General features: G+C 64.5%; 8 protein-coding genes. 4 read left to right on the top strand and 4 right to left on the bottom strand.

Annotated elements, in window-relative coordinates; all coding sequences use genetic code 11:
• Positions 1-82 precede the first annotated feature (82 nt).
• From SKP52_RS19315 to SKP52_RS19305, 3 genes are read right to left on the bottom strand one after another with little or no spacing between them, the layout of a single operon-like run.
• Positions 83-1,483, bottom strand: a complete 1,401-nt coding sequence (locus tag SKP52_RS19315; RefSeq protein WP_039577660.1) for an efflux transporter outer membrane subunit — start codon at positions 1,481-1,483, stop codon at positions 83-85.
• A complete protein-coding gene (locus SKP52_RS19310) occupies positions 1,480-4,680 on the bottom strand; it encodes an efflux RND transporter permease subunit (RefSeq protein WP_039577657.1) in 3,201 nt (1,066 codons plus the stop codon). The genes SKP52_RS19315 and SKP52_RS19310 overlap by 4 nt, the downstream gene beginning before the upstream one ends.
• Positions 4,681-4,685: 5 nt before the next feature.
• Positions 4,686-5,879: an efflux RND transporter periplasmic adaptor subunit gene (locus tag SKP52_RS19305; protein ID WP_039577654.1), complete on the bottom strand. Its 1,194-nt coding sequence runs from the start codon at positions 5,877-5,879 to the stop codon at positions 4,686-4,688.
• 363 nt (positions 5,880-6,242) lie between these two features.
• On the opposite strand from SKP52_RS19305, the gene SKP52_RS19300 reads away from it, so the two are divergent.
• Together SKP52_RS19300 and SKP52_RS19295 are read left to right on the top strand one after the other, a co-directional pair.
• Entirely contained in the window at positions 6,243-8,855 is a 2,613-nt protein-coding gene (locus SKP52_RS19300; RefSeq protein ID WP_160292445.1) for a TonB-dependent receptor, read from the top strand.
• A 67-nt stretch (positions 8,856-8,922) separates the two neighbouring features.
• Positions 8,923-10,602 carry a hypothetical protein gene (locus SKP52_RS19295; protein ID WP_052208585.1) on the top strand — a complete coding sequence of 560 codons (1,680 nt, stop codon included), beginning with the start codon at positions 8,923-8,925 and terminating at the stop codon, positions 10,600-10,602.
• A gap of 3 nt (positions 10,603-10,605) precedes the next feature.
• On the opposite strand, the gene SKP52_RS19290 is transcribed toward SKP52_RS19295, so the two are convergent.
• Positions 10,606-11,655: a LacI family DNA-binding transcriptional regulator gene (locus tag SKP52_RS19290; RefSeq protein WP_039577646.1), complete on the bottom strand. Its 1,050-nt coding sequence runs from the start codon at positions 11,653-11,655 to the stop codon at positions 10,606-10,608.
• Between the two features lie 168 nt (positions 11,656-11,823).
• Here SKP52_RS19290 and kduI point away from each other — a divergent pair, with 168 nt between their 5' ends.
• Both kduI and kduD read left to right on the top strand, forming a co-directional pair.
• Positions 11,824-12,666, top strand: coding sequence for a 5-dehydro-4-deoxy-D-glucuronate isomerase (kduI, locus tag SKP52_RS19285; protein WP_039577643.1), 843 nt, complete (start codon positions 11,824-11,826; stop codon positions 12,664-12,666).
• A gap of 88 nt (positions 12,667-12,754) precedes the next feature.
• On the top strand, positions 12,755-13,507 hold the full coding sequence (gene kduD, locus SKP52_RS19280) for a 2-dehydro-3-deoxy-D-gluconate 5-dehydrogenase KduD (RefSeq protein WP_039581681.1): 753 nt from the start codon (positions 12,755-12,757) through the stop codon (positions 13,505-13,507).
• Positions 13,508-13,514: the final 7 nt, after the last annotated feature.

The raw sequence follows: 13,514 nt of genomic DNA, 5'->3' as shown, positions 1-13,514 counted from the left end.
TCGTCATTCCCGCGAAAGCGGGAACCCAGTTCCCGACGCTGGCTCGCTGGCTTCCCGCTTTCGCGGGAATGACGACGGTGGGTTAGCGGGCTTCTACGCCTGCGCTGCTGTCGCCGCCCAATGCGCGGAACAACGAGATTCGCGTGCTGACGAGCAGCAATTGCGTCGCGATCTCGCTCCGCCGCGCCGAATAAAGGCTGCGCTGTGCGTCGAGACTGGAGAGGAAACTGTCGACGCCGCCCTTGTAGCGCGCGTCGGTCAGCGTCGCGGTATCGGCGGCGGCTTCGGTGTTCGCTGCGGCGGCGCGGACGCGTTCCGCTATCGTGCCCTGCACCGCCAGCGCATCGGCGACCTCGCGGAACGCGGTCTGGATCGCGCCTTCATAGCCTGCGAGCGCGGCATCGCGCTGCGCCTCGCTGACCGCAACCCCCGCCCGGCGCCCGCCGGCGTCGAAGATCGGCGCGGTGGCATCGCCGCCCGCCGACCAGCTGAACGACCCGCTGTCGAACAGGCTGCCGAGCGCGTTGCTGGCAAAGCCGAGCAGTCCGGTCAGCGAAATCGAGGGGAAGAGCTGCGCGCGCGCGACGCCGATGTCGGCATCCGCGGCGCGCAGGCCATATTCGGCCTCGATTACGTCGGGACGGCGAAGCAGGATTTCGGAGCTGACCCCGGCGGGCAGCGACACGATCGCCGGCGTCACTTCGGTCAGGCTCGCGGGGAGCAGCGCGCGGTCGATATCGCCGCCGACCAGCAGGCGGATCAGATTCTCGTCCTGCGCGAGCGCGGTCCGTTGCTGTGCAATCGAATCCTCGGCGGTCGCGAGGATTTGTTCGGCCTGGCGCAGATCGGTGCGCGGCGCGACGCCGCCGTCGAGCCGCGCTTTGGTCAGGCGCACGCTTTCGCGCGCACTGGCGGCGGTATCCTCGGCAATTTTGAGCAGGTCGCGGTCGGCGCCATAGGTCGCCCAGGTATCGGCGAGGCTGGCGATCAGCGCGAGTCGCACGGTGCGCGACGCCGCCTCGGTCCCAAGCGCACGGTTGCGGTCGGCCTCGGTCGCGTTGGCAAGCTTGCCGAACAGGTCGAGCTCGAAGGCGGTGATGCCGCCGCGTAGCGAAAAATCGCCGCTGCTCCCACCACTTCCGCTCGAATCCGAATAGCCCGCCCCTGCGCTGATCCCGAGTTCGGGGAATTGCCCCGACCGTGTGACACGCACTTGCGCACGCGCCGCGGCGACATTGGCGTAGGCGACGCGCAGGTCGCGGTTGTTCGTCAGCGCCTGATCGGTCAGCGATTGCAGCCGGGGGTCGGTGAACACGCTTTTGTACGAGAGGATCGGCAGCGCCGCTTCGCTCTGTAGCAGATAGGCGTCGCCGGCGGGCCAGCTTTGCGGCACGGGCGGCGTCGGCAGCACCGTTTTCGGCGCAAGCGAGCAGCCAGCGAGGGCGAGCGTGCTGGCCATCAGCAGGACGCGGGCGCGGGTCATGCCGGCACCTCCGCCGCGCCTTCACCCTTATTCTTGCCGAACCGCGCGCGCACCGCCGCCAAGCCGTCGCGCACGCCGCGGCGGACGAGGACGAAGAAGAGCGGGATGAAGAAGATCGCGAGGAAGGCCGCGGTGAGCATCCCGCCGATCACCGAGGTGCCGATTGCGACGCGGCTGTTCGCCCCCGCGCCGGTCGCGATCGCGAGCGGCAGCACGCCGAAAATGAAGGCAAAGCTGGTCATCAGGATCGGGCGCAGGCGGATGCGCGCCGCGGCAACCGCGGCCTCGATCACACGCTTGCCCTTGCGCTCCTCCTGCTCGGCAAATTCGATCATCAGGATCGCATTCTTCGCGGCGAGCCCCATGGTTGTGAGCAGACCGATCTGGAGATAGACGTCGTTTTCGAGCCCGCGCAAATTCACCGCGAATACCGCGCCGATCAGCCCGAGCGGAATGACGAGCAGCACCGCGAGCGGGATCGACCAGCTTTCGTAGAGCGCGGCGAGGCAGAGGAAGACGACGAGCAAGGACAGGCCGTAGAGCAAAGGCGCCTGCCCCGAAGAGAGGCGCTCCTCATAAGAGGAGCCCGACCAGGCGACGCTGGTTCCCGGAATTTCGTTCGCCATGCGCTCCATTTCGTCCATCGCCTCGCCCGAACTGGTGCCGGGGGTGGGCTGGCCCGAGATTTCGAACGCCGGGACGCCCTGGAAACGCGAGCTGCTGCTCGGCGTCGTCGACCAGCCGACGGTCGCAAAGGCCGAGAAGGGCGACATTTCGCCGTCGGTTGCGCGGACATACCATTGGCTGAGGTCTTCGGGCTTGGCGCGATAGGGGGCATCGCCTTGGACATAGACGCGCTTGACGCGCCCCTTGTCGATGAAATCGTTGACGTAGCGTCCGCCCCACGCGGTCGCGAGCGTGTTGTTCACATCGCCATTGTCGATGCCATAAGCGGTTAGCCGCTGCGTATCGACATCGATCTTCAGCGTCGACACGTCGGGCAGATCGGACAGGCGCACCGAGGTGAGTTTCGGATTTTCGTTCGCCATCGCGAGCAGCTTTTCGCGCGCGGCGACAAACTCGTCGCGGCTCATCCCGCTGCGGTTCTGGAACTGCATCGTGAAGCCTGCCGAATCGCCGAGCCCGCGCACCGCGCCGGGGACCAGCGCGAAAACCTGTGCGTCGCGTATTCCGGCGAGCGCGGCGCGTGCGCGCGTCGCGATCGCCTCGGCGCTGCGTTCCTTGCCCGGGCGTTCGTCCCAATGGACGAGGTTCACAAAGCCCTGGCCGGTGTTCTGGCCGACCGCGCCGCCACCGCCGCCGCCGCCGGCGACGAGGAATAGCGCCCCGACATTCGCCTTTTCCTCGCTCAGCAGATATTTTTCGACCCTGTCGCGCACTTCGAGCGTGCGCGCCTGCGTCGCGCCCGCGGGCAGGCGGAACTGGACCGAAACGCGACCCTGGTCCTCATTGGGCAGGAAGCCGCTCGGCAGCCGAAGGAAGAGGAAGGCAAGCGCGGCGAGCAGCACGACATAGATGCCGAGGAACAGCCATTTGCGGTCGACGACTTTGGTGACGCTGCCGACATAGCGGTCGACCGAGCGGTCGAAGCGCGTGTTGAAGCCGGTCTTGGCGCGTTCGAGAAAGGCATGGACGCGCGGGAAGCGCCCGCCGTTACCCGCGTCGCCATGCTCCTTGGGTTTCAGCAAGGTCGAGGTCAGCGCGGGGCTCAGGATCAGAGCGACGAGCACCGACAACGCCATCGCCGAAACGATGGTGACCGAGAATTGGCGATAGATGACGCCGGTCGACCCGCCGAAGAAGGCCATCGGCAGGAACACCGCCGACAGCACGAGCGCGATCGCAATCAGCGCGACCTGCAATTCCTTCATCGACTGGATCGTCGCCTCGCGCGCCGACATGCCGGGATTTTCTTCCATCAACCGCTCGACATTCTCGACGACGACGATCGCGTCATCGACGAGCAGCCCGATCGCCAGCGTCAACCCGAACAGGGTCAGTGTGTTGATACTGAAGCCCAGCATATAGAAAATGCCGAAGGTGCCGAGCAGCACGACGGGCACCGCGATCGCGGGGATCAACACCGCGCGCCAGCTTTGCAGGAAGACGAACATGACAAGGATGACGAGCAGGATCGCTTCGAACAGCGATTTCTGCACCTCGCTCACCGACAGCTTGATGAAGGCGGTCGAATCATTGGCATAGCTGTAGGTCAGGCCGTCGGGAAAATCGGCGCCGAGTTCGGTCATCCGCGCCTTGACGCGGTCGGCGGTTTCGAGCGCGTCGGCGCCCGGCGACAGCGAGATCGACATGCCCGATCCGGGGTGCCCGTTGATGCGGACGATCGTGCTGTAATTTTCGGCGCCGACCTCGACCCGTGCGATATCCTTGATCCGCACCGTCGCGCCATCGGGCAGCGTCTTCAGCACGATATTCTCGAACTGGTCGACCGTCTGCATCCGTGACTGGGCGGTGACCGTCGCGTTGAGCATCTGGCCCTCGGGCGCGGGAAGGCCGCCGACTTCGCCCGCCGCGACCTCGCTGTTTTGCGCGGTGATCGCCGCGACCACGTCGCTTGGCATCAACGACACCGCGGCGAGCCGCTGCGGGTTGAGCCAGATCCGCATTGCGTGCGGCGATCCGAAGACGTTGACGTCGCCGACGCCCTCGACGCGCGAGAGGGGGTCCTGGATATTGGAGGAGAGATAGTCGGAGACGTCCTGGTTCGACCGTGTGTCGGTCGTGTCATAGACGCCGACGAGCAGCAGCGAATCCGAATTGGACTTGGTGACGCGCACGCCCTGTTGCTGGACCTGTTGCGGCAGGCGCGAGACCGCCGACTGGATCTTGTTCTGGACCTGCACCTGCGCGATGTCGGGGTCGGTGCCCTTTTCGAAAATCGCGGTGATGCTCGCCTGTCCGCGCGAGCTTGACTGCGAGCTGAAATAGAGCAGGCCGTCGATCCCGGTCAGTTGCTGTTCGAGCACCTGCGTAACGCTGTTCTCGATCGTCTCGGCCGACGCGCCCGGATAGGTGGCGCGGATATTGACCTGCGTCGGCGCGATGTCGGGATATTGCTCGATCGGCAGCGAAAAAAGCGCGCCCACCCCGCCGAGCATGACGATGATCGCCAGCACCCAGGCGAAGATCGGCCGGTCGATGAAGAGGCGTGACATGGGCGCTACTTGCCCTTGGCTTCGGCGGTGCCGCCCGTCGCGGCACCCTTGGGTTGTGCTCCCACCCGCTGTACGCTGCTCGCGGGCACCGGCCGGATCGGCGCCCCTTGGCGCAAATTGCCGATCCCTTGCGTGATCACGCGCTCGCCCGGTTTCAGCCCGTCGGTGACGACCCAGTTGGCGCCGACGGTGCGGTCGGCGACGATCTTGCGCCGCGCCGCCTTATTGTCCTTGCCGACGAGATAGACGAAGGCCGAGCCGTCGAAATCGCGCTGGACCGCGGCCTGCGGCAACAGGATTGCCGACGGGTTCACCGCTTGGTCGAACAATGCGGTCACGAACATGCCGGGCAGCAACACGCCGCGCGGGTTGGGAAAGCGTGCGCGCAGCGTCACCGTGCCGGTTGCCTCGCTGACCGTGACTTCGGAGAATTGGACGGTGCCGACCGGGCCATAGGCGCTGCCATCCTCGAGCCGCAGTCGCACCGACGCGCTGCCCGCTGTCACCCCGCCGCTCTCGATCGCCTGGCGCAGCCGCGTGAGTTCGGCGCTCGACTGCTGCATGTCGACATACATCGGGTCGGTCTGCTGGATCGTCGCGAGCGGGGTCGCCTGGCTCGCGCTGACGAGCGCGCCGGGGGTCGCGAGGCTGCGCCCGATGCGTCCGCTGATCGGCGCGGTGATCGTCGCATAGCGGAGGTTGATCCGCGCGGTTTCGAGCGCGGCGTTATTCTGGGCGATCGCCGCGCGCGCCATCCGCGCCTCTGCCAGTGCGTCGGTATAATCCTGCTCGGCGACGGCCTGCATCTTGGCCAGCGGTTCGAGGCGGCGCGCGCGCTCCTCCGCAGCCTGCGCGCTCGCGCGGGCGCTGGCGAGATTTGCCGCGGCCTGTTCGACCCCCGCTTGATAGAGGCTCGGGTCGATCTGGTAGAGCGGCTGGCCGGCGCGGACGAAGCCGCCTTCGGTGAACAGGCGGCGGCGGATCAGGCCGTTGACCTGCGGCCGCACTTCGCTGGTTTCGAACGCGACGGTGCGCCCGCCGAGCGAGGTGGTCACGGGCACCGCCTCGACCCTGGCGACGACATAGCCGACCTCGGGCGCACCGCGGCCGCCCTTTTCCTCTTCGGCTGAGCAGGCGCCAAGCGACAGGCTAACGGCACACAGGGCTCCGGCCAGCAACAGCGACCTTTTGTCCAGCATAGTTGGTTGTTCTCGTATCGGTTCGCCGAGGGCGGGGAGGAATTTAGCCCTATTCAACCCATTGGGTTGCCCCATGCAAGCGCAATGCGGGGGTTGCGACAAATTACGACAATTTCCTGCCCCGGCGATTGTGCCGAAGAAAACTCCGGCTTTGGGAGGCTGGGTTGTCCTACAATTAGGGGCTTGACACCGGTGTATCAATTTTGGATAGTCCATGACACCGGTTACCTAGATCGGTGATAACAAAACAATATGCGTGAGGGGATGTTTTGGTCGGCCACAAGGTCACGGCCCCGCATATCTCTCCGGGAATTTCTGAAAAAGCGGTTCACACGAACTGGTTTTCGAGGTGGGAGGATGACAATGGCTATTCGGATGAGGGGCGTGCACGCGTTGGCACGACTGGCGGGCGGGGCATCGCTTGCCATATTGGCGACTGCTTCGGCTTATGCGCAGGATGCCGCGGCGGCGCCCGAGGATGACGCGATCATCGTCACCGGCATTCGCGCCTCGCTCGAACAGGCGGCCGACATCAAGCGCGAAGCGTCGCAGGTGATGGACGTCATCACCGCCGAGGACGTCGGCAAGCTGCCAGACGCCAACGTCGCCGAGGCGCTTCAGCGCGTCACCGGCGTTCAGATCACCCGCGTCTTCGGCGAAGGCCAGTCGGTGTCGGTGCGCGGCCTGCAGCAGGTGCGCGTCGAGGTCGACGGGCGCACGCTGCTCGGCTGGTCGGCGCGTCTTTCGCCGCCCGAAAACGACCAGCTCGGCCGTTCGTCGGGGCTCGATTCGGTGCCCTCCAGCCTGTTTGGCCGCCTTGAAGTGCGCAAATCGCCGCTCGCGAGCAATGCCGAGGGCGGGCTTGGCGGCACGGTGAACCTGGTCACGCCGAAGCCGCTGTCATTCAAGGAGCCGACGATCTCGCTCCGCGCGCAGGGTGTTTATTCGGAAAATTCGGACAAGTTCGAACCCGCGATCACCGGCTTTGCGACGACCAAGTTCGCCGACGGCCGTATCGGCGTCATGCTCGCCGGCGAATATCAGAAGCGCACCTCGACGACGCAGACGTTCGAGCGCAACAATTTCCTCAACCGTAATTACACCGCCGGTGGGACGACGACGGTTCAACAGACGCCGGTGCTGCTGCAATATGAACAGTTCACGGTCGACCGCTCGCGGCTCGGCCTCAACGGCGCTATCCAGTTCGAGGTGACGCCCGAATTCACCATCACCGCCGACGCGCTCTATTCGAAGCTCAAGACCGGGCGCCGCCAGGACTTCTTCGCCTTTCGCCTGCCCACCGGCACCAATCCGGTGACGGGCGCGGTGGTGGACGACGGCATGGTCGTCGCGGGCAATACCAATGGCACGGTCACCACCGCCGGACAGATCCGCAACGAGCCGACCGAAAGCTTCCTCTACGGGCTCAACGGTAAATATCAGGGCGACAACGGGCTGACGATCGAGGCCGACGGCTATTACAGCAAGGGCACGATCGACCAGACGATCCAGATCATCACCTTGCAAGGGACCGCCGCGGTGCCCGGCGCGTTCGATTTTCGGGACCAGACGGTCCCGTCGCTGACGCTTGGGGGCACGTTCGATCCAACGGATTACGCGTCCTACAATCCCGCGACCAACGGCGTGCGCAGCAACCGCCTGCTCGGCCTGCTCGAAGAATGGACGGGCAAGCTCGACGTCAGTTATGAGACGGGGGGCGGGGTCACGATCGCGGCGGGGGTGCGCTATACCGACCTCCACGCGCGCTCGAACGCCTTCCGCAGCCAGGTCACGCCGACCCGCGACGAGATCGAGCCCTATCTGAAGCTGGTCGACGCGGGCGATTTCCTGACCGACATGCCCGGCACCTTCCCGCGCAGTTTTTTGAGCACCGCGCCGACCTTCGACTATGTCTTCAACCGCGCGCAGGGGGCTGAACCCAACCCCGATCCGAACGGCCGCTCGACCCTGTTGCCCAATCTCCAGCGCGATTATGACTTCAGCGAAAAGACGCTCGCGGGTTACCTGATGGTGTCGGGCGAAGGCGAGATCGCTGGCATCCCGTACAAGGCCAACGCCGGGGTGCGTATCGCCTCGACGCGCCTGTCGGTCGACAGCTATGTCAATGTCGGCGCGGTCAGCACGCTGGTCACCGACAAGAACCGCTATACCAACGTCCTGCCCAGCGCGAATATCGCGTTCAACATCAGCGACGATTTCCTGATCCGCGTGTCGGGATCGCAGACGATGCAGCGCGCCTCGATCGCCGATCTTGCACCATCGACCTTCTTCAACGCGACGAACCTGTCGGTCACCGGTGGCAATGTGAATCTCGAACCGCCGATCGCGACGCAGGCCGATATCAGCTTCGAATATTATACGGGCAAAAGTTCGCTGATCTCGGGCGCGCTTTTCTACAAGGACGTCAAGAATTTCATCGCCAATTTCGTAACCACCGGCGTCGACCTCAATCTTGACGACCAGGGCCGCGAACTGACCTTCTCGCGCCCGGAGAATCTTGCGAGCGCGAAGATCAAGGGGTTCGAAATCGGCATCCAGCAATTCCTGGACTTCCTGCCCTCGCCGCTCGACGGCTTTGGCGTCATCGCCAACTATACCTATTCGGACGCCGAGGATAATGCGGGCTTCCCGCTCGTCGCGGTGTCGAAGAACAGCTACAACCTCGTCGGCCTCTACGAGAAAGGCCCTTTCTCGGCGCGTCTCGCCTATAATTACCGCGACGAGGCGGTGTTCGAATTTTCGCAGGGACGCCCCAGCTTCGTCGGCTCGCGCTCGCAGCTCGACGCGCAGGTCGGGCTCGACCTCACGAAGAATATCGCGCTGTCGTTGCAAGCGCAGAATCTGATGCCCAAGAAATCGGCGACGAGCGAGTATAGCAATTTCAACACGACCGCGCTCAACAGCTACGCCCTGTCCGAACGGCGCTTCTCGGTCGGCGTGCGCGCGAAGTTCTAAAGGGTCTCGCCATGGCGGGGTGGGTCGCGCGCCGCCATGGTTGAGACCGCAGGGAGTATTACGGGTTATGATTTCGGGTAATCAGCGTGCGCGCTTCGTTTCGGTTCTGGCGCTCGGCGCGGCACTGACTTTCCCGCTAGAGGCGCAGCCGACGACATTGCCCAGGATCCTTTCGGATCCGGCAACGGCCGCCGCGAACCCGCTCCCCGACTTCAGCTACGCCGGCTATGGCTTCGGCCTCGCGCCGATCCCTGCCGATGCGGGAACGATCGTTGACGTGACCGATCATGGCGCGATCCCCGACGACGGGCTCGACGATACGAAGGCGGTGCTGCGCGCACTCGCCGTGGCGAACGCGGTCAAGGGCAAGGTGACGCTGCGTTTCCCCAAGGGGCGCATACAGATCACCGAAGTGCTGCGTATCACGCGCAGCGACATCATACTCGACGGCGCGGGTAATGGGCCAGGGGGCAGCGAACTCTGGTTCCCGCGCCCGCTGAAGCTCATCGACAAAAGCCATGATTATGACGAATTGCGCGAATATCTCGTCCGCGAGAAGAAGCAGCAGGTCGAGCCCGAAAATAATATCGACTATCTGTTCACCGAATATACCTGGTCCGGCGGGATGATCTATGTCGCGCCCGAGGGCAGTCGCCCGGTCTCCTACGACGGGACGAAGGATGTTCGCGACCCCGTGCTCGCCAACGGCGTGTCGGGCAAGCAGTTCAGCCGCACGCTGACCGTCGATAATGCCGCAAAGCTGAAGGTCGGCGACGTCGTACAGCTGCAATGGTTTTCGGTCGACGGGCCAAAGAGCCAGATACTGAAGTCGCTCTACGGCGACACCGACCTGCCGATCGGATCGCACCACTGGACCTTCCCGAACCGGCCGGTGGTCGCGCAGGCGACGCGCATTGTGGCGATCCGGGGCAAGACGGTGACGCTTGGCGATCCGTTGCTCCACGATATCCGTGCCGACCAGCCCGCGGTGGTCGCCGACTGGCAGCATCTGACCAATGTCGGCATCCAAAATCTGCGGCTGCAATTTCCACAAGCCCCCGCCTTCGGCCACCATCTCGAACAGGGTTATAACGGCATCTATATGACGGGCGTGTTCGATGGCTGGGTCAAAAAGCTGACGATCGACCGGGCGGACAGCGGCATATTGACCGACAATGCGGCGAGCCTGACGATCGCCGACGTCGCCACGACGGGCGACCGCAGCGCGCATTATTCGGTGCATGTCGGCGCGGTGCACAATGTGCTCGTCAAGGATCTGAAGGTCGAGAATCCGGTTGTCCACCCGGTCAGCATCAACACGCGCTCGACGCGATCGGTGTTCCTGCGCTCGGTCGTCGACCGGCAAGCGATCATCGACCAGCATAGCGGGTCGAACCATCAGAATCTGTTCGATCAGATCGAGATGCATATCGATCCGAAACAGGTGAAGGGGGCGTGGCAATATCAGCTGTGGGTCGGCGGTGGCGCGCCCTATTGGAAGCCTGGGCACGGGCTTTACAACACGCTCTGGAACGCGAAGCTGGTGATACCCGACAGCGTTCCCGCCGACGCGACGGTGGCGATCACGAGCGGGCTCGAAGGCCCGGGCGAGCGGATCGTCGGGCTGCACGCGAACCGCAAGATCAGCGTCAGCTACAAGCCTGCACCCTATATCGAGGGAACGGGGCAGGCGGTCGACGCCGCGCCGTCGCTCTATGAGTATCAGCTCGCGCGCCGACGGCGCTGAGGACTAGCTTCCCGGCGGCGGGGCGACCGACTGGCGTTCGACGAAGGTCGAGGCGAGAACCGCATCCTCGGCGACCTTGGTTCCCGGGGCAAGGAAGTCGGGCACCAGCGTTTGCGCGGCACGGATGCCCATCTCGTGAATTGGCCAACGCACTGTGCTGAGCGCGGGCCAGATATGCGTCGCGGTCGGGCTGTCGTCGAAGCCGATGATCGAAAGCTGCTCGGGCACCTTCACGCCCTTGCCGTGCGCGACGCTCATCACGCCCGCCGCCATCTCGTCGTTCGAGCAGAAGATCGCCGTCGGCGGCGCGGCGAGCGACAGCAGGGCTTCGCCGGCCTCGATGCCCGCGGTATAGCGGTAATTACCCGGCGCGTTGAATTCGGCCGGAAGTTCGAGCCCGGCGTCGGCGAGCGCTTCGAGAAAGCCTGTTTCGCGCTCGGCGGCCGAACGGAATCCGACCGGGCCGCGTACGAAGCCGATGCGGCGATGACCGAGCGCGATCAACCGGCGCACCGCTTCGGCCACGACCTCGCGATCGTTTGAGGAAATGCAATGTTTGGCGTCGTCGAGCGGCGCCGACCCGATGCGGACATAGCGCACGCCCAGATTCTCGCAAAGCGCAGCGAGGTCGTCATTTTCGGAGATCGGCGGCAACAGCATCGCGCCGATCGGCCGTTGTTTTTCGAGGAAGGTGCGCACGTCTTCGAGCATCGCGTCCGAAGTGCGGTCGACCGGACGCACGAGCAACGCGAGGTCGCTGTCCTTGATCGCGTCGAGCACGCCGCGCTGGAAATTGAGCACCGTCTGCGCGTTCGGATTGTCGTGGAGCAAAGCGATCAGGAAATTGCGGCGAAAGGCGAGCGCGCGCGCCTGCGGATTGGGGACGAAACCGAGCTGTTCGATCGCCTTTTCGACTGCGGCGCGCGTCTTGTCGGTCAGGAATTCGGACCGGTTAATCACCCGGCTCACGGTCTTTTTCGAAACCCCCGCAAGCGCCGCGACATCGTTGATCGTCGGCTGCTTGCCCCCCGGCGCCTTATTCTGTGCCGCCATATCTATCTTTCCCCTGCAAGCCTCTGGCCCGGCTCGCGCTTTCCATGCTGATGGGCGCTTGAAAGCGTAAAATCAACGCCCCGAGGTGGCGCGAACATCTCTTGACACCGGTTACCATCAAATCTAGCAAGGCGACAAGTCATAAATCTTGAGCGAGGATGCGATCCAATGTTTTCCAAGACCTATTACGCCACCCATCCCGTGATGATGGAAGAGGTGTCGAACGCGGAGCTGCGCGATCGCTACTTGATCCAGAACCTGTTCCGCACCGGCGAGTGCGTCCTCAACTACACCCACGCCGACCGTTTCGTGATCGGCGGGGTTGCCGTCGGTTCGACGCCGGTCAAGCTGCCGGCGCAGAGCGAGCCGCCTTCGGCCGCGGGCCATCCGTTCCTCGAGCGCCGCGAGCTCGCGATCGTCAACGTGTCCTCCGTCGAAGGCGCGGTCACTGTGGACGGCGAGAGCTTCACGCTCGGCAACAAGGATTGCCTCTATGTGACGATGGGCGCCAAGGACGTCGAGTTCGCAGGCGAGGGCGCGCGTTACTATCTGGCGTCGTGCCCGGCGCACAAGGCGTTCACGACGCGCAAGCTCGGCATCGCCGACGCGAATGCGCTCGATCGCGGCAGCCTCGCCGAATCGAACGAACGCACTATCTACCAGCTCGTCATTCCGGGGGTCTGCGACAGCGCGCAGCTCGTCATGGGGCTGACCGTGCTCAAGGAAGGCAGCGTGTGGAACACCATGCCGCCGCACATCCACGAGCGGCGCAGCGAGATTTATTTCTATTTCGAACTCGACAATGTCGACAACGACCGCGTCATGCATTTCATGGGCGAGGGTGAGGCGACGCGCCACATCGTTATGCAGAATGAGGAAGCGGTGATCTCGCCGCCCTGGTCGATTCATATGGGTGCGGGCACGAAATCCTACGCTTTCATCTGGGCGATGGCGGGCGAGAATCAGGACTATACCGACATGAATGTCCTCGACATCTGCCAGCTGTCATAATTCATTCATCGTCGCCCCGGACTTGATCCGGGGTCCAGACAACGCCGCCGAATATCGGATCAAGTCCGGTATGACGAAGTATGGGAAGATGAAGATGTTCGACCTCACAGGGAAAGTCGCGCTCGTCACGGGTGCCAACACCGGCATCGGGCAGGGGATCGCACTCGCGCTCGCCGAAGCCGGGGCGGATATCGCCGCTGCGGGCCGTTCGCCCGCCGACGAGACCGTGGGCAAGGTGCGCGGGCTTGGCCGAAGGGCCGAGAATTTCGCCGCCGACCTGTCGAGCGTCGGCGCGGTGCAGCCGCTCGTCGATGCGGTGCTCGCTGAATTTGGCCACATCGACATCCTCATCAACAACGCCGGGATCATCCGCCGCGCCGACGCGGTCGATTTCACCGAGGCTGATTGGGACGCGGTGATGGACACCAATCTCAAGACGCTCTTCTTCCTCTGCCAGAGTGTCGGCCGCCACATGATCGCGCGCGGTTCGGGCAAGATCATTAACATCGCCTCGATGCTGACTTTTCAGGGCGGCATCCGCGTACCGAGCTATACTGCGTCGAAATCGGGGGTCGGGGGCCTCACCAAGCTGCTCGCGAACGAGTGGGCGGCGAAGGGCGTGCAGGTCAACGCGATCGCACCCGGCTATATCGCGACGAACAACACCGCCGCGCTGCAGGGCGACGAGACGCGCAACCGCCAGATCATCGAGCGCATCCCGGCCGGTCGATGGGGCGACCCCAGCGACATCGGCGGTGCGGCCGTGTTCCTCGCCTCGTCGGCGTCCGACTATGTCCAGGGCCATATCCTCGCCGTCGACGGCGGCTGGCTCGCGCGCTAGCATTGCG

Source organism: Sphingopyxis fribergensis (assembly GCF_000803645.1).
Taxonomy (GTDB): domain Bacteria; phylum Pseudomonadota; class Alphaproteobacteria; order Sphingomonadales; family Sphingomonadaceae; genus Sphingopyxis; species Sphingopyxis fribergensis.
Note: the sequence above shows the minus strand (reverse complement) of the source record. Positions and strands in the feature narration are given on the sequence as shown.